The following is a 22,543-nucleotide window of genomic DNA, read 5'->3' on the forward strand; positions in this document are numbered from 1 at the left end:
CCACCCCACGCTTTTTTCGTGGGCGTGGCCTACCGCGCGCAACGGGAGCGTTGCCACCGTCAGAACTGCCGCCAGATAACTTCAGCGCCGAAAACTCGAGACCTCTGTTCGCGGCGACGTGCGTGCACCATTCCGGCGCACGGTTTTGGCGTCCTTGCGGTCCGGGTATCGCGCCGCGCCGCAGGTCCGGCTGCACCTTCCATCCTGCTCCCGCTAGCTTGGATCGATGTGTCCTCGACCACTGACATGTCTCGTCCGCTCTTCCGCCGGACGGCGTGCTGGCTGCGGGTGCTGTGACGACGAGCCGTGAATCGTGCTCCACAGCCCTCCGGTCGAGGGTCATTGAGTCACATCGCCGTCCCTCGGCCGACCTCCGGCAACTGCATACCCTGCTCGCGCGACCATGTCAGTTCGGGTCGGTGAACGGTCCCGGCTGGCAGTCGCGAGCAGGTAGCCGCGCATGACGTCAGCGGCAGAAAACGTCACGGACATGGAACCACCGCACGCGGCCGCCGACTCATCGTCTTCGCGGCGCCGCACGCGCTGCTGGTCGACGTGGCCGGACCATGGACCGCGTAGCGGCACGGGGTTGACAGCTGTCAGGCCGATCGAACACCTATGAACTCACAGCTCGGGCCACACGACCGGGCCGTGCTGGCGACGAGATCAGCAGAAACAAGAAGATATCGCGCCGATGCTCGGCGCGAGGCTGGACGACGACACGGTGCTGGTGCATCCGTCCGAGCGCGTCCGGTTTAAACAGGCGCGCTGAAGGTCGGGTGGCCGGCCGAGGACCTGGCCGGCTACGTCGACGGCGAGGCACACGCGATCGCACTGGCCGAGGACGGCTGGGTGCTGCGCGACTATCAGAAACAGGCAGTCGACTCGTTCTGGGCCGGTGGGCTCGGTGTCGTGGTGCTGCCGTGCGGTGCCGGCAAGACGCTTTGGGTGCCCCGGCGACGCGATCCGGATGCGCCGCCGCAGGCACTGCGGCCAGAGGCGCAGCCCGGTTTTTTTGGGTGCCCGGCGACGCGATCCGGATGCGCCGCCGCAGGCACTGCGGCCAGAGGCGCAGCCCGGTTTTTTGGGGCCCCCGGCGACGCGATCCGGATGCGCCGCCGCAGGCACTGCGGCCATCAACACAGCACTGCGGCCAGAGACTCAGCCGACGTCCGGGATCGCTGGGCCGAGGAGGTCGTCGGCGTCGACGATGGTGTACGCGTAACCCTGTTCAGCGAGGAAACGCTGCCGGTGCGCGGTAATCAGCGTCGAGGGTGTCACGTGAGACGACCGTGTAGAAATGCGCCTGCCGGTGGTCGGCCTTGGGTCGCAGGACGCGACCGAGTCGTTGCGCTTCTTCTTGCCGGGAGCCAAAAGTCCCGGACACCTGGATCGCTACCGCCGCTTCGGGCAGGTCGATGGAGAAGTTCGCGACCTTGGAGACGACCAGCGTCGGCACCTCGCCGCGGCGGAAGGCGTCGAAGAGGCGTTCGCGTTCCTTGTTGGTCGTTTTCCCTTCGATGACTGGAGCTTCCAGCTCCGCGGACAGCTGGTCGAGCTGGTCCAGATACGCGCCGATCACGAGCACCGGCTCGCCGACGTGCTTTTCCAGGAGTTTCTTGACGACCGGTATTTTCGTACGCGCGGTGGCGCACATCCGGTAGCGCTCCTCCGGCTCGGCGACGGCGTACGTACGCCATCCGCTCGGCCTCGGTCAGCGTCACCGCACCTCGGTGCACTCGGCCGGCGCGATCCAGCCCTGTGCCTCGATGTCCTTCCATGGCGCGTCATAGCGTTTCGGGCCGATCAAAGAGAAAACGTCACCTTCGCGGCCGTCTTCACGTACCAGTGTGGCGGTCAGCCCGAGCCGCCGGCGGGACTGCAGGTCGGCGGTCAGCCGGAAGATCGGTGCCGGCAGCAGGTGCACCTCGTCGTACACGACCAGACCCCAGTCACGGGAGTCGAAAAGATCCAGGTGCCGATACTCGCCCTTTCGGCGAGTGGTCATCACCTGGTACGTGGCGATGGTGACCGGCCGGATTTCCTTACGCTCGCCGGAATACTCGCCGATCTCATCCTCGGTCAGGGACGTACGGGCGACCAGCTCGCGCTTCCACTGCCGGCCGGCGACCGTGTTGGTGACCAGGATCAGGGTGGTCGCCGACGCGCGGGCCATCGCGGCCGCACCGACCAGCGTCTTGCCGGCACCGCACGGCAGCACCACGACACCGGAGCCACCGGCCCAGAACGAGTCGACTGCCTGTTTCTGATAGTCGCGCAGCACCCAGCCGTCCTCGGCCAGTGCGATCGCGTGTGCCTCGCCGTCGACGTAGCCGGCCAGGTCCTCGGCCGGCCACCCGACCTTCAGCAGCGCCTGTTTCAACCGGCCGCGCTCGGACGGATGCACCAGCACCGTGTCGTCGTCCAGCCTCGCGCCGAGCATCGGCGCGATCTTCTTGTTTCTGCTGATCTCTCGTCAGCACGGCCCGGTCGGTGGCCCGCAGGATGAGGCCGTGCACCGGATCGGCGGACAGCTGCAACCGGCCGTACCGGTCCATGGTCTCGGCCACGTCGACCAGCAGCGCGTGCGGCACCGGGAAGCGCGAGAACCGGACCAGCGCGTCGATCACCGACTCGGCGTCGTGGCCCGCTGCGCGCGCGTTCCACAGCCCTAAGGGCGTGATGCGGTACGTGTGGACGTGCTCTGGAGCGCGTTCCAGGCTCCGCGAACGGCGCCACCGCCAGCCGGCACTCCTGCGCGGCAGGATGGTCGATCTCGAGCAGCAGTGTCTTGTCAGATTGGACGATCAGCGGGCCATCAGTCACAGCCGTTAAGTGTGCCTCGCCGCCAGCCGTGACGGCACTCCGGTACGCCGTGAATGTCAGCAGCCGTCCCGCTACCGCTGACCGGAAGAGGCTGCGGTGAAACAGCGGACGGGCGTACGGCGATGAAGCTGTGAGCGCGCTGCCTGTTCGGGCAGGCCGTCGGAATCGTTACAGCAGGGAGTGGTTGGATGACTCACAACGGCGTCATTTACCCTGGTCCGGTTTGCCGGTAACCCTCGGCTACAGTGGATCTCGATGCCTAGAGATGGGAAGAGCTCACACCGGCGCCCGCGCCGGGGTGCCCATCGGCCCGCTCCCACCCCTCGCTACATCCGCGTGCTGGCCGCTCTGGTGCTGGCGGTCTCCGGCATCGCGGGCATCGCGTCGCTGCTCAGGCCGGCTGCGAGCGCCGACGCGAACGCGTCCACCACGCAGGCCCAGCCGGCCGCCAGTCGGGTCATTCAGGACCGCTCCAGCCGCGGCCTGCCGACCGGCCCATGTGCCCGCCCGGCGCCGTTGCAGAGCGACGTGGTGGCATATTTGACGACTTCGTACGGGCAGCAGTTCGGCCCAGTCACCGCGAGCTCGCCGCAGCCGGCGATCTGCCAGGCGATCACCAAGTTCCAGCAGTGGGCCCAGGTGCCCACCACGAACGGCGTCGCCGACGCGGTCACCGCGAAAGTGGCCCGCGATCTGGCCGCCACCGACCTGAGCTCCTGCAAGGCCACCGACGCTCCGACGGTCTGCGTCGATCTCACCCACCAGATCCTCTGGGTGGCCACTGCTGGGAAGGTGACCTTCGGGCCGGTGCCAGTACGGACCGGCAAGGCCGAGGACGCCACTCCGATCGGTTCGTTCGAGGTCGGGCAGAAGAAGGCGTACACGATCTCCACCGAATACAACGTGCCGCTGCCGTTCTGGACCCAGTTCTACAAGGACTTCGGCCTGCACGCCGCCGACGTGGACAGCCCGTTGTACGCGACGAACGTACGCGGCTCGCACGGCTGCGTGAACATGCTGCTCCGAGACGCGCAGTCGCTCTTCGGCATCACCAAGATCGGCACCCCCGTACACGTCTGGGGCAAAAAGGTCGACGCCTGAGCGCCCAGCGGTCCGCGAAGGCGGTATTTCGACCGCAGCGCCACAAACTCGGCTTCCGGCTAACACTGTCCGCCGCCAACCGACCGTACAACCGGGCTTCTCGAATGCCTCGGAAGTGGCCGCCGTAATCGATTCCATAAAGCGATACCCAGGCAGTTGAACGCGCGCGCCGCAACCACGTTTCGGCTCCAGTATGAACATGTCTGCCCTGTCTGAGAGACTGTCAGGGTCCAGGGTGCTGCCCCGACCGGCGCGTACGCGCATTATCGAGTCGACCGCACATAGTCCCGTGAGATCTGCTGCGATGTCGATGTTCCGTATGTTGTGAGCATCGGTTCGCCGCCCCTGCGCGAAAGACAGGAGCGCGCGAGAGTTGCCTGCCTTGAGGCGGTGGCTTTCGAATTGCGGTCTCGAGGAATTGAAACTCTTTATCTCCAGTCGCGGACTCCGGTGCTTGACCGCCGCGATGTGCAGACCGTGATGGGCGTGCGCTTCTCCATGCCAAAAACTGGACTTTCGTTGTGTATCATAGGAATGGCCTGGACGAGCCGATGTTCTGGTTCGCTGACATCGTCGCCGGAGCAGTTCGAGCGGCGCACCTGGGGCGCCCGGAATACCGACGAATCCTCGACGGCCACATCAGCGAGACATTTGTATCAACCAGATGTTGAACAGAAAACGCGCAGGGCCAGGTTCCCGGTCTGCCCCAGTCCACCTGGCCCAACGACTCGCTCGACATCCACGATGTCGAACTCTCGCGAGGAATTTACCGCATTCGGGGTGGTCAGGATTCTTCTGGGTGGGGGTCCAATGGGGTGGCGGCGGTGATGCGGTGCAGGGCAAAAGTGTGTAGCACGTCCGTACGGTCGTCTTCGGCGCGTAAATAGCCGGCGCCGATAGAGACCGGGCGAATGGTCCGTTGGACGGTGCCGCCGTGTGCGTCGACATAGCCGAGTTGTACGCGGCTGCGTTGTCGTGCGGCGCGCTGGAGGACGGACAGGGTGGTCGCGGTGGTCATGCCGGGCAGTTCGGTCATGTCGATCGTGGTGGTCGTACGCCGGGACCGTCGGGCGTCCGCGTCGGCGACTCGCAACGCCCGGACCATGCCGGCGAGGCGTTCGTCGTCCAGGACCGGCAGGTCGGCGCCGGGCCGGATGGACCGCATGCGCAGCGTCGACCGGCGCGACTGGGGCTTGCTGATCACCACCGCGCCGTCGGTGTCCTCCGGCACCGGCGCGTATCCGCCGGCTCGTAAGCCGTCCAGGACGCGCTCACGAGAGAGTGGACTGACCAGGACGGTCGGCGCGATGCGGCGCAGCCGCAGCGGTGTGTTGGCGCGGTCCGCGAGGATGCCGGCGAGCAGGGCCGCGTCGTCGCTGCGCAGGTAGCAACCGGCGGAGCCGGCGCGCAGGCCGCCATGCCGGCGGGCGGTGTCGTCGATCAGGTACGTCAGAGCTTGCGGGATCGGCGTACGAGAACGGTCGGCGAACAGGTGGTGGATCCGGTCCGCCGACCAGCCGGCGTCCAGGGCGTGTCGCAGGCTGCCGGCGGTCACCCGGTAGACGGTCGCGGCGCCGGCCGACTCGACTTCGGCGACCATGCCCATCGCGCCGGCCAGGTCCGGCTCCAGCGGGCCGGGCGCCACCACGCTCAGGTCGGGCTGGACGAGTACGTGGTCGAGGGGGGTCGGCAGCAGGTCGCCGAGCAGGTCCGTCACCGGCTTGTCGGCCAGCAGCGCGCGGCCGAAGCGGGTGAGCGCGCCGCGGCCGGTGATGCCGAGCGCCGCCGCCTCCGCCAGCCAGCGCGGCCACCACGGCGTCGTCGCGGCCGTTGGCGCCGCGGCGAGGGTGGGTCCAGTCGACGTACGCGACGATGCCGGCCGGCTCGGGTGCGCTCCCTGGCGGTTGCGCGGCGATCGCCTGCAGGGCGTCCATCCGGGCCACCGGCGCGCTGGATCGGACCACCTCGGTGGAGAGCGCGTTGATCAGCCGATCGCGGTCGTCCCGCTGGCCGATCAGCATCGGCAGCCGGGTCATCGTCAGCCAGGCGGCGGCGAGGCGTTGCCAGCGCTGGGCCGCCGACCGGCCGAGCCATACGTCGTACTCAGCGGTTGGCAGCCACTGCGGGTCCGCGTCCGAGGTGGCGTCCAGCAGGCCAGCGGCGTGACACGTCTCTCTCCAGGAGCATGCCGGCGATCTCGTCGGTGACGCCGACCGTACGCGCGATTCGGCGGAGCTCCCGTACGCCGACGCCTCCACCACGCAAGACGGCCGGTGGCTCGACCGCGCAGGTGTCCAGGACCGCCTCGGCCACCCGGATCGCTTCCGCGGCCTGGCCGGCGCCGGCCTCGTCGATGGCGTCCGGCGCGTACTTGCGGGACGCCGGCTCCGGCGGGTCCGGATGCAGGTCGCCCAGCGGGGGCTGGACCCGCGCAGCAGCAGGGCGACCTCGCGGGGCAGTTCGACCGTGTCGTCGCCGGTCGGGATCAGCAGGCCGTGCGCGAGCAGCCAGCGGACCGGTGACTCGTCGCCTGGCGCGGCTGGCCGGCGGGCGCCCCGGATCGTGCCGACCGGCGGGCCGGCGGCGAGCCGTTGCAGCACCTCGGTGGCTGGGATCGGGGCGGCCGCCACCTGGGCGGCCAGCTCGGCCCGGCTGGGCACCTTCGCGCCGCCGGTCAGTTCGGTGGCCGGTCGGCCGAGGCCGGCCGGATAGCCGCCGGCGGCCTCGGCGACGCCGGCCACCACTCGTACCGACTCGTCCGAACCCCATACCAGGCCGATCGTCCGGAGCCGCTCGATGGCCGCCGTCACCCGGGCCACCGGCACGACTTCGCCGACTAGCGCTCGCACGTCCGCGGTCGTCGCTGGCGGCTCGCAGAGCCGCACCGCGTCCAGCACCTCGATGCTGAAGCGGTCCAGCTGCTCCAAGGCGCGGGCCACCGACATTCGCGAGTGCACCCGGCTGGCCAGCACGGACAGATCCGGCGGCAGCGGAGTGGCCAGATCCGGGCGGGCACGCAGCAACTCCACCAGTGCGCTGTCGTCGAGCGCACGCAGGTGGTCGGCGAGCCCGCGCTGTCGGCTCGGGTGCTGGCTTTCGTCGCCCATTGGATCAACGCTAGCCTGCTGGTGACCGCGACCGCCCTGCCTGGGGGGTTCCGAGCTTTCCGGAGGCTGATCCCGCGATGACCGTGGACGAGACTAATTCGTCGGCCGAGGAGGGCGAGCCCGTGCCGGCTGAGGGCGCCACAGCCGCCGCGCCGCGCAATGTGCCCAAGCCCGGCCACCTCCCGGTGAACGAGCTGCTCTTCGAGCGGCAAGGCCCAGCCTCGCCGTTCGGTGAGGACACGGTGTTCCCGCTGCCGCTCGATCAGCTGCCTTACAAACACCCCGCTCTGGAACTCCCGCCGACGGACTGAGTCGGCAACCAGCTGGTGGTGGACCTGCTCGGTTGTCGGGTTTCGCGGCGGCGCGGGGCGCGACATGATGCAGTGATCGCGTACCCGATCCGTGGGGGTGGCCTGTGACCAGCCAGCCGTCGTATTCGTCCGGGATCTCGACGATCCCGCTGCTGGGCGACACCATTGGCGACAACCTCGACCGCACCGCCGCGCGGTTCGCCGAGCGCGAGGCGCTGGTGGATCGAGCGGCCGGGAAGAGATGGACGTACGGGCAGTTCGTCGAGGTCGTCAACCAGCTGGCGCTGGGCTTGCTGGACGCCGACATGGGCAAGGGCGACCGGGTCGGGATCTGGGCGCCGAACTGTGCCGAGTGGGCCTTCGTGCAGTACGCGACCGCGAAAATCGGCGCGATCATGGTCAACATCAACCCGGCGTACCGCACGCATGAGCTCGCGTACGTGCTGAAGCAGGCCGGCATCACGATGCTGGTCGCCGCGCCGAAGTTCAAGACGAGCGATTACGCGGCGATGATCGAGGAAGTTCGGGGCGACTGTGCGGATCTGCGGCAGGTCGTCCTGCTCGGCTCGGCCGAATGGGATTCGCTGCTGGCGCGGGGCAGTCACGGCGATCCAGCGGATTTGGCCGCCGCGCAGGCAAATCTTTCGTGTGACGATGCGATTAATATCCAGTACACCTCCGGTACGACCGGGTTTCCCAAAGGTGCCACGCTTTCGCATCACAACATCCTCAACAACGGCTATTTCGTCGGAGAAGGCTGCCGCTACACCGAGGAGGACCGGATCTGCATTCCGGTCCCGTACTATCACTGTTTCGGCATGACGATGGGAAATCTCGCGGCCACCAGTCACGGCGCCTGCATGGTGTTGCCCGCCGGGCTTCGATCCGGCCGCCACGCTCAAGGCCGTGCAGGATGAGAAGTGCACGTCTTTGTACGGCGTGCCAACGATGTTCATCGCCGAGCTGGCGCTGCCGGATTTCGCCGACTATGACCTTTCGAGTCTGCGCACCGGAATCATGGCCGGCTCGCCGTGCCCGGTCGAGGTGATGAAACGGGTCATCAGCGACATGGGCATGAACGAGGTCACCATCTGCTATGGGATGACCGAGACCTCGCCGGTGTCGACCCAGACCGGCGCGAACGACGACATCGAGACGCGGGTGTCGACGGTGGGGTCCGTACATCCGCATGTCGAGGTCAAGGTCGTCGACCCGGCGACCGGCCTGACCGTGCCGCAGGGCACCGCCGGTGAGCTGTGTACGCGCGGATATTCGGTGATGCTGGGCTATTGGAACGAACCGGAGAAGACCGCCGAATCGATTGACGCGGCCCGCTGGATGCACACCGGCGACCTCGCGGTGATGGACGGCAACGGCTACCTGAACATCGTCGGCCGGATCAAGGACATGGTGATCCGCGGCGGCGAGAACATCTATCCGCGGGAGATCGAGGAGTTCCTCTACAGCCACCCGGACATCGTCGACGTGCAGGTCATCGGGCTGCCGGACGAGAAGTACGGCGAGGAGCTGATGGCCTGGGTGAAGCTGCGCCCCGGCGTTTCGGACCTCACCGCCGAGCAGGTGCGCTCGTACTGCACCGGCAAGCTCGCCCACTACAAGATCCCGCGTTATGTACGTGTCGTCGAAGATTTTCCGATGACGGTCAGCGGCAAGGTCCGCAAGGTCGAGATGCGCGAGGTCTCCATCCAGGAGCTGGGCCTGGAGTCAGCCGCAACCACCCGCCACGCCTAACCGTCAGTTGCCGCCCCGTCCCGCACTCGGGAGTGGGCGGCGAGGGCGGCGATGCCGTCGAAGATCATTTCCAGGCCGATGTCGAACTGTTCGTCCCAGCCGCGGGCGCCTTGGTACGGGTCGATCTCGGCGGTGAGGGGGAAGTCCGTACGCACCGGCGGTCGCCAGGCCCGCTCGGCGGCGGGGCTGCGGTCCTGTTGCTCGACCACGATGTAGCCCAGCACATAGCTGCCCCCCAGGTCCGGTGCGCGTCCAGCAGCGCCGAGCCACTCAGCCCGGCCAGCCGTAGCGCCGGTACGGGTCGTCACCGGCACCGGAGCGGCGGCGATCTCGCCGGCCAGTTGATCGCCATAATTGCCGCAAAGCGGGCAGTTTTTCGGGGGAGTTTTGTTAATCCTGCCCTTTTGTCGGAAAGAGTCGGACGGTTACCCGCTTGCTCTGTCGGCCCGCACCGCTAGCCTGATAGGCCGGGCGCCCATTCGGGCGCCCGCTCCTGGGATCGCCGCCAGTGCGGCGAAACCGAGGCGATGCAACCGTCCAACAGTGCGATGAGTCGGGGCCGAACGCGGCCCGAGGTCAGCGAGGTAAGCGGTGCCCACCGGCAGGGTGAAGTGGTTTGACGTCGAAAAGGGATTCGGTTTCCTGTCCCGTGACGATGGCGGCGACGTCTTCGTGCACAAGGGTGCGCTGCCAGCCGGGACGACCGACCTGAAACCCGGCACCCGAGTGGAGTTCGGGGTCGCCGAGGGACGCCGCGGTGAGCAGGCGCTGTCCGTACGCATCCTCGCCCAGGCGCCGTCACTGGCCGCAGCCAGCCGCCGTCCGGCGGAAGAGCTGCACGGCATGGTCGAGGACATGATCAAGCTGCTGGAGATGAAGGTGCAGCCGGACCTGCGGCGCGGCCGATACCCGGACCGCAAGGCCGCCAAAACCGTCGCCGAAATGGTGCACGCCGTCGCCCGCGAACTAGAGGTCTGAGTTTCCGGCGGCTGAGTTTCTGGCGGCAGTTCCTGCCGCTGGCCACGCACCGTTCGCGGCGGTAGGCCCGCCCCGAAAAAGCGTGGGGTGGGCCTACCGCCGCGAACGGTGCGCCCCTGGCGCGTGGGGGGGGCGGGGCTGGGGTGGCGGGGTTGGGGTTCGGCGGGTTGCGGTTGGCTGGGCAGGGGGCTGATGGCGTCCTGGCCGCGTACGAGCAGGTACGTGCTAGCTGCGTACGAGCAGGTACGTGTTAGCTGCGGATGAGGAGGAAGGACCAGCGGCTGACGACGACGGTTTGGTTGCCGGCGGCGGAGAGGCCGATGACCTCCAGCAGCAGTGCCTGGTTGTCCCCGAAGTCGGGCGTCAGCGACAGGTAGGACGCGCCGAGCTGCGGTGGGGTGGTCTGGGCCTGCGTCTTTCCCGTGCCGGTCGCCGCCACCACCCGGACCAGCCACGGCACCCCGGACAGCTCACCCGGCACCTCGATGCCGACCGGCGCGCCGGCCTTGACGGTCAGCCGGCCGGGCAGGGCATCAGTCGTACGACACGCCGTTTTGGTGGTGTTCAGGTCGAAACAGAAGGCGTTTGCTGGGCTGCTCGCGAACTGCCCGCCACTGACCAACCGGGCCAGCGGCAGCGGCTTCGCGCAGCCGGCCACCAGCGCCACCGCGGCGAGGACCACCACCAGCGCCAAAACCCGGATCGTACGCACGGCCGTCACGCTACCCACCGCCTCCGCTGTACGACCGCAGGGACCCCCAGAGGCCGGCGGGAAAGGAAACCCTTGCCGGTCCCGGGGTGGCCGGCGGTGGTGTTGAATGGGACCACGATGGCTACTTTGCGGCTGGTTCCGAAGAAGGTCGACAAGAAAGTCGACAAGGTGTGCGCGGACGCGGTGGACGCCGCGCGGGCCGCCGCCGCCGATGCCGCGCAGGGTGGCAAGGTCGGCGAACATCTGGGTGTGCGGGCCGACGGCGAGCGGTTGGTGTCGCACCGGTTCGCCGCGCTGGAGCGCGGCTATGTCGGGTGGGAGTGGTCGGTGACGGTCGCCCGCCCGCCGCGGGCCCGGGTGGCCACCGTGTGCGAGGTCGTCCTGGTGCCCGGCGACGCCTCCGTGCTGGCGCCGGAATGGCTGCCCTGGGAGTGAGCGGATCCGGCCGGGCGACCTGGGTGTCGGCGACATCGTGCCGACCGATCCCGATGACGACCGGTTGGTCCCGACCTACGCCGGCTATGAGCCAGAGGTCGAGGACTTCGTCGACGAGCCGAATGCTTTCGAGCTGGGCGTCGGTCGGGTACGAGTGATGTCCCGGCTGGGCCGTGACGAGGCCGCCGACCGCTGGCACTCCGGCGAGACCGGACCGCACACTCCGCTCGCCGAGCACGCGCCGGCGAGCTGCGGGACCTGCGGTTTCTTTCTGCCGCTGGCCGGCTCGCTGCGGTCGATGTTCGGCGTCTGCGGCAACATGTTCGCGCCCGACGACGGCCGGGCGGTGGCGATCGACCACGGCTGCGGCGCGCACTCGGAGGCGCTGGTGCAGGCGACCACGCCGATCAGCGCACCGCCGATCGCGTTCGATGACAATGCCGTCGATCTGGTCAAGACCCCTGCCGGCGATGGCTCGGTGGGCGACGACGCAGAGCCGTTCGGCCACGGGTGAGCGACCGGTACGACACCGCGGCACGCCGGGAGGCCGTGCTGGCGGCCTGGCGGTCGTCGCCGACCCGGTTCCGAGAGGACGCTAACGCCGAGGAAGACCTGGTCCTGGGTGGGTACGCGGACCGGCTGATCGTCGAGCTCGCGCAGAACGCGAGTGACGCGGCGGTCCGTGCCGGCATCGCCGGCGAGCTGCGGCTGACGCTGGTCGACCGGGTGCTGTCCGCGGCCAACACCGGCGCCGCGCTGGACGCCGAGGGCGTCGATGGCCTTACTTCGCTGCGGGCGTCCGGAAAACGCGACGAGCAGAGCAGTACGGGTCGGTTTGGCATTGGTTTCGCGGCCACTCTCGCGGTCAGCGACGAACCGGAGATCCGGTCCACCACCGGTGGGATCAGGTTTTCCCTTGCCGACACGGACAAAGCCGTGCGAGAGCTGGGCGGTGCCGCGGCGGCTGAGCTGGACCGTCGGGATGGCCGCGCGCCGGTGCTGCGGCTGGCCTGGCCGGCACCGGGAGCGCCGATGGACGGCTATGCCACCGAAGTTCGGCTCCCGCTGCGCGACGATGCCGCCCTGGCAGCCGTAAGAGCAGCGCTAGACAGCGTGCCCGCGAGCCTCTTGCTGGCATTGCCGACACTGTCCACAGTGGACGTCAACGGCCGGGTGCTGCGCCGGACCGAGGTCGACGAGCAGACGGTTGCCCTTGCGGACGGCGAGAAAACCCGGCACTGGCGATATGTGACGACGGCCGGTGACCTGCCGGTGGAGTTGCTCGCCGACCGGCCGGTGGAAGAGCGGATCCGGCAGGCATGGCGGGTCACCGCGGCCGTGCCACTCACCGAGGCCGGGGAGCCGGCAGCGCTGGACGCGGCGCAGGTGCTTTACGCGCCGACGCCCACCGATGAGCGGATTTCGTTGCCCGTACGGCTGATCGGCACTTTCCCGACTTCGCCGGACCGGCGCCGGGTGCCGGATTCGGCGGCGGTCACCCGGTTCCTTGCCGAGCAGGCCGCCGAGGCGGTCGCCGATCTGATCGCGGGCTGCTCCGAGCACCCGGCGGTGCTCCGGCTGTTGCCTGGGCCGGACCTCCCACTGTCCACTGTGGACTCATTGGTACGAGCGGCCGTCGACGCCCAGTTGCGTACGGCCGTTTGGTTGCCTGACACGCATGGCCAGTGGCTGCCGCCGAGTCGCGCTTTGGTTGTTGACGACCCGTTGGTGGAGATCGCCGCGGACGTACTCGACGGCATCCTCCCGGCTGGCTGGTGGACCTCGGCGACCGCGCCAGCATTGCGGGCGCTGGGCGTCCGGCGGTTGGGCCTCGCCGAGGTGGTCGAGGCATTCGCCGGTGCCGATGGCGAACCCTCCTGGTGGCACGACTTCTACGACGCGATTGACATCGCGTTGCGGCACGATCCGAGCACTGAGATCGGCGAGGTGGCCGCCATCCGGGTGCCGCTGGTCGACGGGCGTACGGTCACCGGCGCCCGCGAGGTGTTGTTGCCGGTGGACGACCTGCCGGCGGAGGCGGTCGCCGCGCTGGGCCTGCGCATCGCGCACCCGGACGCCGCCCACCCGCTGTTGGCTCGGCTGGGCGCGCGAGAGGCGTCGCCAGCGTCCGTGCTGGCCGATGATCGGGTCCGAGCAGAGGTCGAGCAGTCGTACGAGCTGGATGACCCGGCGCCGGTCGCCGAAGCGGTGTTGGCGCTGGTCGCGGCCACCGGCATCGGCCCGGGGGAGCTGCCGTGGCTGGCCGATCTGGCCCTGCCGGACGCCGAGGGCGACTGGCGACCCGCTGGTGAGCTGCTGCTGCCGGGCGCGCCGCTGGCCTGGCTGATCGGCGCGGACGTGCCTTTCGGGACCGCCGACCGGCAGTTGGTCGAGGACTACGGCGCGGACGTGTTGGCCGCCGTCGGCACTCTCGCCACTTTCGCGGTGGTCGACCAGCCGGACCTGGATCTGTCCGACGTGGACGACTGGCGCTGGACGGGGCGTCCGACTGGGCCGACGAGGTCGCTGACGCCCTGGACGGTGAGCCGGTCCAACTGACTCGCTTCGCGGCCGTACGCGACTTGGAGCTGATCCGCCCGGACGCCTGGCCGCAAGCTCTCCGGCTGCTTGCCGCGCCGCCTGCCCGGGACGCTCTTATGGCCAGTTGTACGGGCGAGCTTATGGACGGCCGGATCGTCCCGGTGACGCCGTACTTGCGCTGGTGGTTCGCCCACCGCCCAGTCCTGGCCGGCCGTTGCCCAGCCGAGCTCAGGCTGCCCTCCGCTGCCGAGCTGGTCGGTCTTTATGACCCGGTCCCGGAGCTTCGGCCCAGCGGTGGCCCGCCGAGCCTCTTCGATGTGGACGACTCGGTCGGTGGCGTACTTGATGACGAGCTGCTGGCCGCTCTCGGCTGTCGTACGGGCCTGCTTGACGTCTTGGAGGACACGGCGTCGGCCACCGATCTGTTGCGGCGCCTGGGCGACCCACCCGGTCCGTACACGCGGCCGTTCTCCCGCTGCTCTACGCCCGCCTGGCCGAGGCCCTCGCCGGTGTCGACGTGCCGCCACCGGATCACGTACGCGTCGCGCCGGACGTTGTCGTGCCAGCGGAGCAGGCCGTCGTCCTCGACCAGCCGTGGCGGCTCGCGGAGTTCCCCGGCCGGCACCCCATCCTCGGCGGCGCCGACCCGGAAACCGTCGCCGAACTCCTGGACATCCCGCTGGCTTCAGAACTCTGACCCTCGCGAGGGTGACGTTCTGGAGGGAGTTTGTAGGGATTTGACCCCTCAGAACGTCACCCTCGCGGAGGTTCTGCGATCGAGGCCTCCAGCCGGAATGATCTCGGCCGACGGCGAGTTACTATGGAACAGCCGGTGTGGCTCGGTATCCCCGGGCCGCATTTAAAAAAGCCTTCGCGGACTACCGTTCGGCTGGAGCCGCGTTGCGCCACTCGCCGCGAGGCGATCCTTGCCACACCGGTTCAGCGGTGGTCAAAGGGGTCCTGCCGCTCAGCGGCAGGACCCTTTTGGGACTAGCTCTTGGCGCCCTCGTCGATGCTGTCGGGGATGATCAGGTGCAGGATGAAGCTGACGATGGCCACCACGATGGCGCCCCAGAGGGCGGGCCAGAAGCCGGTCACTGTGAATGGCAGGTGCAGCAGGCCTGCGAGCCAGCCGGTCAGCAGGAACAGCAGCGCGTTCACGACCAGCGCGATCAGCCCGAGGGTGAGCACGTAGAAGGCGCATCCAAGGGTCTTGATCACCGGCTTGATGATCGCGTTGATCACTCCGAAGATGATCGCGACGACCAGCAAAGTGCCGACCTTGACCCAGATCGAACTCCCGCCGAGGGTGATCCCCGGCAGGAACGTGGTGGCCCACAGCGCGAGGGCTGTGACCACGATCTTGGCGATGATTCTCATGCGCCCTGATGCTGCCATGCCCACCGCCGACCCGCACGGCCGCATGCGGCACAACCAGCCCCAACCTGACCCCGTTGGGCGCCGGCCTGTCAGGGCCGCGGGTACGTGCGCCCCCGCGAGGAACTCACGGCATGGGTTCGGCGCGGTCGGGTGCCTCGAGATCCTCGCGAGGCAGCCGCGGCATCATCTCCCCGCCATCGTCTCGGGCGGCGATGCGTACGCCCAATCGGGAGCGGCGGCGCCAGCAGAGGGCGAGGCCGAGGAAGCCGACCACGATGCCGGAGACACAGGTCCACAGCCACGAGCCGTGCCCGTTGGCGGTCAGCCATGGCAGTGACACCAGCACGCCGGCGGTCGCGACGAACCACAGGCCGATGCCGATCGCGACCACTTTCACCGCGTCGACGGCGAGCGGCTCGGGGGTGGGGCGAGCCGGATACTTGGCCCGCTCAGCAGGGACCGGCGGCATACTTTGCAGGCTACCCCGACGTGGTCAGTCGGCGGATCGTCACCCAGCTCGTACGCTCGATCGCGAAAAAAAGCGGGCCGCCCTCCCGTGTGCGGGGAGAGCGGCCCGGTTCTAAGCGCGCAGATCAGCGGTCGTTGTCGCGGTAGCCGCCGCTGTCGTTGTTGCCACCGAATCCACCGGAGTCGCCACCGCGGTCGTCATCGCGGCCGCCGCCGGAGTCACCCTGCCGGCCACCGCCGCCAGAGTCGCCGCCGCGGTCATTTCCGCGGTCACTGTCGCCGTAGCCGCCGCCTGATCCGCCGCGACTGTCGTCCCCGCCGCCGAACCCGCCGCCGGAGCCGCCGGAATCGTTGCCGTACGAGCCGCCGGAGCTGCCCGAGTCATTACCACCGGAGTCGTTGCCGTACCCGCCACCGCTGGAACCGCCGGAGTCGTTGCCGTAAGAGCCGCCGGAGTCGTTGCCGTAGCCGCCGCCGCTGGAGCCGCCGGAGTCATTGCCGTAAGAGCCGCCGGAGCCACCTGAGTCGCGGCCGGAGTTGCCGGAGTCGTTCGAGTCGTTGCCGTACCCGCCGCCGGAATCGGACCCGCGACGGTCGCCGCCGCCAGAGTCCCCGCCGCCGCCATAACCACCGCTGTTGTCGTCTCCGCCGCCGTAGCCGCCGGATCCGCCGTCACGCTCGTCGTTGTACGACACGTCGTACCCCCTCCAGTTGGTGTCGGTCATGGCGGACGTTATGTGCCCCCGCCCACGCCTGCCACTTGAGCGGTCTCGGGTTCGATCCAGATCGGCGCGCCGCGCGTTGGGCGTGTCGCGATCTGGCCGTACGCATCGACGGCCCCATCTGGCAGGCTGCTCGTCGACGACCTCAGCAGCCCGACCGGAGGAAGCCGCGATGACATCCAAGGCCAGCTCGACAAAAACGGCAAAGGGTGCGATGGGCGGCCTGGACCGCTATTTCGCGATCTCCGCCCGCGGTTCGAGCTGGTGGCAGGAAGTACGCGGCGGTTTCGTCACCTTTTTCACCATGTCCTACATAGTCGTGCTGAACCCGCTGATCATCGGTACCGCGATGGATGCGGACAAGAAGTTCATCGGCGGTGTCGCTTCGGCGGCCGACGCGATCCCGCTGGTCGCCGCCGCGACCGCGCTGATCGCCGGGATCGTCACCATCGCGATGGGAGTGATCGGGAAATATCCGTTCGCTCTCGCCACCGGGCTCGGCCTGAACGCCTTTGTCGCTTTCGGGATCGCCGCGAAGATGACCTGGGCCGACGCGATGGGGTTTGGTGGTCATCGAAGGAATTGTCATCGTCATCCTGGTGCTGGTCGGGCTCCGAAGGGCGATTTTCAACGCCTTACCAGGGGATTTGAAGACCGCCATCGCCGTCGGCATCGGCCTGTTCATCGCTTTGATCGGGTTCGTCGACGCTGGTTTCGTTCGCAAGTCCGCCGGCGGCACGCCGATCGAGCTGGGTGTCGCCGGCAACCTGAGCGGCTGGCCGACGCTGGTTTTCGTGGTGGGCCTGATACTCACCGCGATCCTGGTGGTCCGCAAGGTCAAGGGCGGCATCCTGATTGGCATCGTCACGAGCACGGTCCTCGCGATCGTCATTGAGGCGGTCGCCAAGGTGGGGCCGACGGTCAGCGGGAAGACGGTGAACCCGATCGGTTGGCATTTGGTCGTACCAAAACTCCCGGAGCAGTTTCTGCAGGTGCCGAACTTGTCGTTGATCGGCCAGTTCAACCTGCTCGGTTCGTGGTCGCGGGTCGGCGTGGTAACCGCGCTGCTGTTTGTCTTCACCTTGGCGCTGAGCGATTTCTTCGACTCGATGGGCACCATTGTCGGGATCAGCAAGGAAGGCAACCTGCTGGACGCGAAGGGTGACCTGCCCGGCTTCGACCGGGTGCTGCTGGTCGACGCGCGCCGCCGCCGCGGCCGGTGGCGTCGGCAGTGTTTCCAGTACGACCGTTTACGTGGAATCCGCCGCCGGAGTGGGCGAAGGCGCGCGTACCGGCTTCGCCAGTGTGGTCACCGGCCTGCTTTTCCTGGTCGCGATGTTCCTCACCCCGCTGGTCGCGGTGGTGCCTTTCGAAGCGGCCACCCCGGCGCTGGTGGTGGTCGGATTCCTGATGATGACGCAGATCCGGGACATCAACTGGTCCGACTACGGGGTGGCTATCCCGGCTTTTCTCACCGTGGTCCTGATGCCTTTCACGTACAGCATCACGGTGGGCATTGGTGCCGGGCTGGTGTCGTACGCGGTGATCCGCGGCGCGCAGGGCCGTGGCCGCGAAGTGCATCCGCTGCTGTGGGGAATCGCCGCGCTGTTCGTCATCTATTTCGCCATCTCACCTATTGAGAAACTGCTCGGCCTCGGCTGATTTCCCGATGCTGCGAATTTTTCAACAATGTGGCCCAAACGGGCCACCGTGTCCTAGCTCACGCATGTCCGAAAAGTCACAGGGCGGATTGTTGAGCTAAGCTAACTATCATGCCGACAACCACCCAGATGCTGTGAGCCCGGGCCGACTAAACGCCATCCGGGACATGACCCGGTCACTACGGGTACGCAACTATCGGTTGTTCGCCTCCGGTCAGATTATTTCGCTGACCGGCTCGTGGATGCAGAGCACCGCCCAGGACTGGCTGGTCCTGCAGCTCACCCACAACTCGGCCACCGCGATCGGGATCGTCACCGCGCTGCAGTTCGCGCCCATCATGGTGCTGACCCTGTACGGCGGCCTGATCGCTGACCGGTTCGACAAGCGCCGGATGCTGATGATCACCCAGACTGTTCTCGGGTTTTTGGCCGCCGGTATGGGAATTTTGGTGGTTTCCGGGCAGGTGTGGGGGTGTGGCACGTGTTCCTTTTCGCGGCCGCGTTGGGAATGGCGCAGGCATTCGACAACCCGGCCCGGCAGGCGTTCGTGTCCGAGCTGGTCGGCGGTGAGTTGCTGCTGCCCAACGCGGTGTCGCTGAATTCGGCGACCTTCAACAGCGCGCGCATTCTCGGCCCGGCGGTCGGCGGCCTGGTGATCGCCGCGGTCGGAGTCGGCCCGGCTTTCCTGCTCAACTCGCTGACGTATATCGCGGTCCTGTGGGCCTTTTTCCAGGTGCGCCCGACCGAGCTGTTCCGGACCGAGCGAGTGGCCCGGGCCAGCGGCCAACTGCGAGAAGTGGTGCAATACGTACGGTCCCGGCCGGACCTGATGATGGTTTTCGCGCTGATGATGGTGGTCGGCACCCTTGGGATGAACTTCAACTTCACCATTCCGCTGCTGGCCCGTGCCGATTTCGGCGTCGGTGCGGCGAGTTTTGGCCTGCTGTCGACATGTTTCGCGGTCGGCGCACTGGGTGGAGCGTTGGTCGGCAGCCGCCGACGGACCCGGCCACCGGCCACCGCGTTGCTCGCGTACGCGGCGGTTTTCGCGGCGCTGGAGATCGCGGTCGCGGCGACGCCGTGGTTCTGGTTGGCGGGCGTCGTGCTCGTCCCCACCGGCGGTTTCCTGATCGCCTGCAACACGGCCGCCAACGCCCGGGTCCAGCTCGGCGCCTCGCCACAGCTGCGCGGCCGGGTGATGGCGCTCTACATGGTGGTGTTCTTCGGTGGCACCCCGATCGGGGCCATCTTCGTGAGCATGATCTGCCAGGTTTTCGGGGTACGGGCCGGATTCGTCATCGGCGGTGTCTCGGTGCTGCTGGCCGTGGGTGTGCTCGCGGCCGTACGCGCGTACCGGCACGGCACCCGGATGCGGTGGGAAAGCGGCCGACTGCCCCGCATCCGGCTGGTCGCCGCCGGCGCGGTCAGCACCGCGCCCGGTCGCAGCACCGAGGATCTGGTTACCGCTACCGAGGTCGAAGGACCACTGGAAGCCGTGCCAGGCATCAAACCCGCGCCCGCCCCTGCGCCGCCGCCGGCGCAGTCGCGGCTGCTGGCCAGGTCCACCGAAGATCACCTGGACGACAGCCACCGCAGCGAGCCGGTGTCCGCCCGCCGGGCCGATCGTTCGTAAGCCACGGTTGGTCCGCTAATTACCTTGTTCGGGTCGGCGGACAGGAATACCGTGAGAACACATGAACGGCCTCCTGGTGGCGGCGGACGTGGCCCTGTTGTTGGTGATGTGCACGGTGCCCGCGTTGTTGGTGCGGATGTTCCTCAACGCCGGCCGCGCTGCCTCCTGGCTCAGTGAGCACTGGCATGACTGGCGATGCGGCCCGGCCCCGGCGGGGCCGCCACTGGAGCGTACGGCCGCGACCCTGCGCCGGCTGCGGACCATGATCGACTCCCCGCAGCACCTGTCCGCCACCCGCTATCACGGCATCCAGCTGGCGTACGACCGGACGCTGTCAGACGCCTGCGCCGCGCTGGGCATCGCCGAGGACCTCTGCAGCACCTGCGGCTTCGCCCACTCCATAGAACGCGTCCGCATCGAAGCCGAACTAGAACACGCCGGATTCTCGTTCGCCAACCCCACCCAGAACCACCACCCGTGTTGAGCACAGTGGCTTAGCGGCTTCACCGATCCTCGTATCACCAGCCGCGGCGGCTCCCGGCGGCTTTTCCTAGGTATGTCTAGCCTGAGTTTCCCCTGCTAGCTGATCGTTCGGCGTGTTTTGTGTGTTGTGGTGTTTGGGTTGTAGGCGTCGATGGTGTATTACCTATATATGCCGTCGATCGTAGGGAAGCGCCAGGCGGGGAAGACGTACTACTACCTGGTCGAGTCCGCGCGGGTGCAGGGCAAGCCGCGGATCGTGTCGCAGCAGTATCTGGGCAGCGCGGAGGAGGTGGTGGCCAAGCTGACCGACGCGGCGGCCGGTGAACCGGTGCGTAGCGAACACAAGGCGTTCGGGGATCTGGCCGCGGTGTGGTCGATGCTGGAGCGACTGGACGTGGTGGGGACGGTCGATGGTGTGGTGTCGCGCCGGGCGGACGCGCTGGCCTCGGTGGGCACGTATATCGCGTTGGCGACGGCGAACCGGATCGTGGCGCCGTGCTCAAAGCTGGCGTTCGCCGATTGGTGGGCCTCCACGGCCGGCGCGCGGTGGCTGCGGCTACCGCGCGGCGCGACCGACCATCGCCGGTTCTGGAACGCGATGGATCGGTTGTCGGTAGCCGACCTGCGAGCGATCGAAACCAAGTTAGGGCGGCGGATCGTCACCGAGTTCGGGCTGGACCTGACCGGTTTGGTGCTGGACATGACCAACTTCGCCACCTTCATCGACTCCGGCAACGAGAAGGCGCCGATCGCGCAGCGGGGCAGGGCGAAGCAGAAGCGGGTGGACCTGCGGCTGGTTGGGCTGGGCCTGGTGGTCACCCGCGACGGCGGGGTTCCGGTGCTGTCCCATACCTATCCGGGAGACCGGCCGGATGTCACCCAGTTCAGCGCGATGATCGACGAACTGGTCGCCCGGTACCGGCAGCTGACTACCTCCGTGGAGTCGCTGACGATCGTCTACGACGCCGGGCAGAATTCCGCCGACAACCACGAACTGGTGGAGGATACCGGGATCGGGTTCATCGGCTCACTGCCACCGAGCGACCATCCGGCGTTGCTGGCGATACCGAAATCCCGGTACCGGCCGGTCGACGCCGACGGTGACGCCGGCCGCTATCGCGGCCTGACCCATGTCGACACCACCGTCACCGCGCTGGGCGTGACACGCCGCGCCGTGCTCACGCATTCGACGACGCTGCACGCCAAACAGGTTCGTGGCCTGGACCAGACGCTCGCCACCGTGACTGGCAAGCTCACCGCTTTGCAGGGCCGCCTGGCGCGCGGGCGCACCCGCAAATCCCGTGCCGCAGTCCAGACCGAGATCGCCACGATCTGCCGACACCGCTGGGTCAGCGACATCATCACCACCACGCTGACCGGCGACAAACCGGCTGAGCTGCGGCTGACCTGGCGCACCGACCGGCGTGCCCGCACCCGCCTGGAGAACCGGATCTTCGGCAAACGGATCCTGTTCACCGGCCACGACGACTGGCCCGTCACCGACATTGTCGCCGGCTACCGCTCCCAATCCGACGTAGAAGCCGGATTCCGTCAACTCAAAGACACTCACGTGGTCTCCTTCAGCCCCATGCACCACTGGACCGACCAGAAAATCCGCGTCCACGTGTTCTACTGCGTCCTGGCCCTAACCATCGCCCACCTCATGCGCCGCGAAGCCGAACACGCCGATATACACATGTCCGTCCGCGAACTGCTAAACGAACTATCAGGAATCCAGGAAACCGTCCTGCTCTACCACGACGGCAACAAAGGACGCCCTCGCGCCAAACGCATGCTCACAGACATGACCTGGACCCAACAAAAACTCGCCGACCTGTTCAACATCCACCACTACGCACCCACCCGCTGACACGACTTAGGTAATACACCCAGCCACCATCCAGAACCCACCTGACCAGGCAAAACACCACCCAAGATCAAACTAGCGAGGAAACTCAGGCTAGGGCCCGCCCCGAGCCATCTAGGTATGCCCTGAACAGGGAAGATACGCATCCGCTCCGGATGCCACTGAGGCCTGTACGGACCAATATTGATCTCACCAGAGCACGAACCACCAAGCCGAGGAGATCGAGATGTTCCTGCACCCGGAGATGCTGTCCGCACTCGCCACCGAACGTCAGCACGAACTGGTCGCCGAGAACGACCGTCGGCACGTTCTGACCGCCGCCCGCCGGATCCGCCGGGCCGACCGCCACCAACGCAAGGCTCATTGAGAAAGGAGGAAACACCATGTTCATGCATCCACAAATGCTGACCGCACTGGCCACCGAGCGGCGTAACGATCTGATCGCCGAGAACAATCGCCGGCACGTACGGTCCGAGGCACGCAAAGCCCGGCGCCTGCACCGCACCCGCTGACGAAGGACAAATACCATGGGCGCCACTGACACGGTTTTTGATCATGGGAAAATC

22 protein-coding genes and 4 pseudogenes are annotated in these 22,543 nt (G+C 67.8%); 18 read left to right on the plus strand and 8 right to left on the minus strand.

Features of this window, described 5'->3' with window-relative positions; genetic code table 11:
- Positions 1 to 659: 659 nt before the first annotated feature.
- Positions 660 to 945: pseudogene (locus GNX96_RS32610) on the plus strand (DNA repair helicase XPB); the annotation flags it as partial.
- A gap of 216 nt (positions 946 to 1,161) precedes the next feature.
- Here GNX96_RS32610 and GNX96_RS32615 read toward each other — a convergent pair.
- Positions 1,162 to 2,826, minus strand: a pseudogene (locus GNX96_RS32615) (DNA repair helicase XPB).
- A gap of 336 nt (positions 2,827 to 3,162) precedes the next feature.
- On the opposite strand from GNX96_RS32615, the gene GNX96_RS32620 reads away from it, so the two are divergent.
- Positions 3,163 to 3,927, plus strand: coding sequence for a L,D-transpeptidase (locus GNX96_RS32620; protein ID WP_163571814.1), 765 nt, complete (start codon positions 3,163 to 3,165; stop codon positions 3,925 to 3,927).
- Positions 3,928 to 4,711: 784 nt separating this feature from the next.
- On the opposite strand, the gene GNX96_RS57000 is transcribed toward GNX96_RS32620, so the two are convergent.
- Positions 4,712 to 5,644 carry a helicase C-terminal domain-containing protein gene (locus GNX96_RS57000; RefSeq protein WP_313885831.1) on the minus strand — a complete coding sequence of 311 codons (933 nt, stop codon included), beginning with the start codon at positions 5,642 to 5,644 and terminating at the stop codon, positions 4,712 to 4,714.
- A gap of 155 nt (positions 5,645 to 5,799) precedes the next feature.
- On the opposite strand from GNX96_RS57000, the gene GNX96_RS57005 reads away from it, so the two are divergent.
- Complete coding sequence (locus GNX96_RS57005) at positions 5,800 to 6,093, plus strand: hypothetical protein (RefSeq protein WP_279582100.1); 294 nt, start codon at positions 5,800 to 5,802, stop codon at positions 6,091 to 6,093.
- Here the strand turns inward: GNX96_RS57005 and GNX96_RS57010 are convergent.
- On the minus strand, positions 6,031 to 6,696 hold the full coding sequence (locus GNX96_RS57010; RefSeq protein WP_279582101.1) for a hypothetical protein: 666 nt from the start codon (positions 6,694 to 6,696) through the stop codon (positions 6,031 to 6,033). The genes GNX96_RS57005 and GNX96_RS57010 overlap by 63 nt on opposite strands.
- A 27-nt stretch (positions 6,697 to 6,723) precedes the next feature.
- Here GNX96_RS57010 and GNX96_RS57015 point away from each other — a divergent pair, with 27 nt between their 5' ends.
- The 3 genes and pseudogenes from GNX96_RS57015 (at position 6,724) to GNX96_RS32635 (ending at position 9,097) form a co-directional block, all read left to right on the plus strand.
- Positions 6,724 to 7,059 carry a hypothetical protein gene (locus GNX96_RS57015; protein WP_279582102.1) on the plus strand — a complete coding sequence of 112 codons (336 nt, stop codon included), beginning with the start codon at positions 6,724 to 6,726 and terminating at the stop codon, positions 7,057 to 7,059.
- A gap of 52 nt (positions 7,060 to 7,111) precedes the next feature.
- Complete coding sequence (locus GNX96_RS32630; RefSeq protein WP_163571815.1) at positions 7,112 to 7,345, plus strand: hypothetical protein; 234 nt, start codon at positions 7,112 to 7,114, stop codon at positions 7,343 to 7,345.
- A gap of 104 nt (positions 7,346 to 7,449) precedes the next feature.
- Positions 7,450 to 9,097: pseudogene (locus GNX96_RS32635) on the plus strand (AMP-binding protein).
- On the opposite strand, the gene GNX96_RS32640 reads toward GNX96_RS32635, so the two are convergent.
- The gene (locus GNX96_RS32640; protein ID WP_279582103.1) at positions 9,094 to 9,411 is read right to left on the minus strand and encodes a hypothetical protein; all 318 of its coding nucleotides are present in this window, start codon (positions 9,409 to 9,411) and stop codon (positions 9,094 to 9,096) included. The pseudogene GNX96_RS32635 and the gene GNX96_RS32640 sit on opposite strands and share 4 nt — an antisense overlap.
- A gap of 277 nt (positions 9,412 to 9,688) precedes the next feature.
- Between GNX96_RS32640 and GNX96_RS32645 the strand changes: the two genes are divergently transcribed.
- The gene (locus GNX96_RS32645) at positions 9,689 to 10,075 is read left to right on the plus strand and encodes a cold-shock protein (RefSeq protein ID WP_163571817.1); all 387 of its coding nucleotides are present in this window, start codon (positions 9,689 to 9,691) and stop codon (positions 10,073 to 10,075) included.
- A gap of 250 nt (positions 10,076 to 10,325) precedes the next feature.
- On the opposite strand, the gene GNX96_RS32650 is transcribed toward GNX96_RS32645, so the two are convergent.
- On the minus strand, positions 10,326 to 10,796 hold the full coding sequence (locus GNX96_RS32650; RefSeq protein ID WP_163571818.1) for a hypothetical protein: 471 nt from the start codon (positions 10,794 to 10,796) through the stop codon (positions 10,326 to 10,328).
- A 63-nt stretch (positions 10,797 to 10,859) separates the two neighbouring features.
- Here GNX96_RS32650 and GNX96_RS57020 point away from each other — a divergent pair, with 63 nt between their 5' ends.
- The 4 genes from GNX96_RS57020 to GNX96_RS32665 are packed head-to-tail and all read left to right on the plus strand — an operon-like array spanning position 10,860 to position 14,626.
- Entirely contained in the window at positions 10,860 to 11,222 is a 363-nt protein-coding gene (locus tag GNX96_RS57020) for a DUF3027 domain-containing protein (RefSeq protein ID WP_279582104.1), read from the plus strand.
- A 37-nt stretch (positions 11,223 to 11,259) separates the two neighbouring features.
- Positions 11,260 to 11,736, plus strand: coding sequence for a DUF3027 domain-containing protein (locus GNX96_RS57025; RefSeq protein WP_279582105.1), 477 nt, complete (start codon positions 11,260 to 11,262; stop codon positions 11,734 to 11,736).
- A complete protein-coding gene (locus GNX96_RS32660) occupies positions 11,733 to 13,781 on the plus strand; it encodes a sacsin N-terminal ATP-binding-like domain-containing protein (protein WP_163571819.1) in 2,049 nt (682 codons plus the stop codon). Before GNX96_RS57025 ends, GNX96_RS32660 begins: the two co-directional genes overlap by 4 nt.
- Before the next feature lie 23 nt (positions 13,782 to 13,804).
- The gene (locus GNX96_RS32665) at positions 13,805 to 14,626 is read left to right on the plus strand and encodes a hypothetical protein (protein WP_163571820.1); all 822 of its coding nucleotides are present in this window, start codon (positions 13,805 to 13,807) and stop codon (positions 14,624 to 14,626) included.
- A 127-nt stretch (positions 14,627 to 14,753) separates the two neighbouring features.
- On the opposite strand, the gene GNX96_RS32670 is transcribed toward GNX96_RS32665, so the two are convergent.
- The 3 genes from GNX96_RS32670 to GNX96_RS32680 form a co-directional block, all read right to left on the minus strand.
- Entirely contained in the window at positions 14,754 to 15,143 is a 390-nt protein-coding gene (locus GNX96_RS32670; RefSeq protein WP_163571821.1) for a phage holin family protein, read from the minus strand.
- A gap of 124 nt (positions 15,144 to 15,267) precedes the next feature.
- Positions 15,268 to 15,612: a DUF2530 domain-containing protein gene (locus GNX96_RS32675; protein ID WP_163571822.1), complete on the minus strand. Its 345-nt coding sequence runs from the start codon at positions 15,610 to 15,612 to the stop codon at positions 15,268 to 15,270.
- Positions 15,613 to 15,736: 124 nt separating this feature from the next.
- On the minus strand, positions 15,737 to 16,336 hold the full coding sequence (locus tag GNX96_RS32680; RefSeq protein ID WP_163571823.1) for a hypothetical protein: 600 nt from the start codon (positions 16,334 to 16,336) through the stop codon (positions 15,737 to 15,739).
- Positions 16,337 to 16,505: 169 nt separating this feature from the next.
- Here GNX96_RS32680 and GNX96_RS32685 point away from each other — a divergent pair.
- The 7 genes and pseudogenes from GNX96_RS32685 to GNX96_RS57030 all read left to right on the plus strand — a co-directional run bounded on the left by GNX96_RS32685 (position 16,506) and on the right by GNX96_RS57030 (position 22,489).
- Positions 16,506 to 17,995, plus strand: a pseudogene (locus GNX96_RS32685) (NCS2 family permease).
- A gap of 166 nt (positions 17,996 to 18,161) precedes the next feature.
- Complete coding sequence (locus tag GNX96_RS32690; protein ID WP_163571824.1) at positions 18,162 to 18,593, plus strand: MFS transporter; 432 nt, start codon at positions 18,162 to 18,164, stop codon at positions 18,591 to 18,593.
- On the plus strand, positions 18,476 to 19,627 hold the full coding sequence (locus tag GNX96_RS32695; protein WP_279582130.1) for an MFS transporter: 1,152 nt from the start codon (positions 18,476 to 18,478) through the stop codon (positions 19,625 to 19,627). The genes GNX96_RS32690 and GNX96_RS32695 overlap by 118 nt, the downstream gene beginning before the upstream one ends.
- A gap of 61 nt (positions 19,628 to 19,688) precedes the next feature.
- Positions 19,689 to 20,111, plus strand: coding sequence for a hypothetical protein (locus GNX96_RS32700; protein WP_163571826.1), 423 nt, complete (start codon positions 19,689 to 19,691; stop codon positions 20,109 to 20,111).
- A 168-nt stretch (positions 20,112 to 20,279) separates the two neighbouring features.
- A complete protein-coding gene (locus GNX96_RS32705) occupies positions 20,280 to 21,980 on the plus strand; it encodes an IS1634 family transposase (protein WP_163571827.1) in 1,701 nt (566 codons plus the stop codon).
- A gap of 223 nt (positions 21,981 to 22,203) precedes the next feature.
- The gene (locus tag GNX96_RS32710; protein ID WP_163571828.1) at positions 22,204 to 22,344 is read left to right on the plus strand and encodes a hypothetical protein; all 141 of its coding nucleotides are present in this window, start codon (positions 22,204 to 22,206) and stop codon (positions 22,342 to 22,344) included.
- Positions 22,345 to 22,360: 16 nt separating this feature from the next.
- Positions 22,361 to 22,489: a hypothetical protein gene (locus tag GNX96_RS57030; protein ID WP_279582106.1), complete on the plus strand. Its 129-nt coding sequence runs from the start codon at positions 22,361 to 22,363 to the stop codon at positions 22,487 to 22,489.
- Positions 22,490 to 22,543: the final 54 nt, after the last annotated feature.

This window comes from Fodinicola feengrottensis, from assembly GCF_010993775.1.
In the GTDB taxonomy this organism is placed as follows: domain Bacteria; phylum Actinomycetota; class Actinomycetes; order Mycobacteriales; family HKI-0501; genus Fodinicola; species Fodinicola feengrottensis.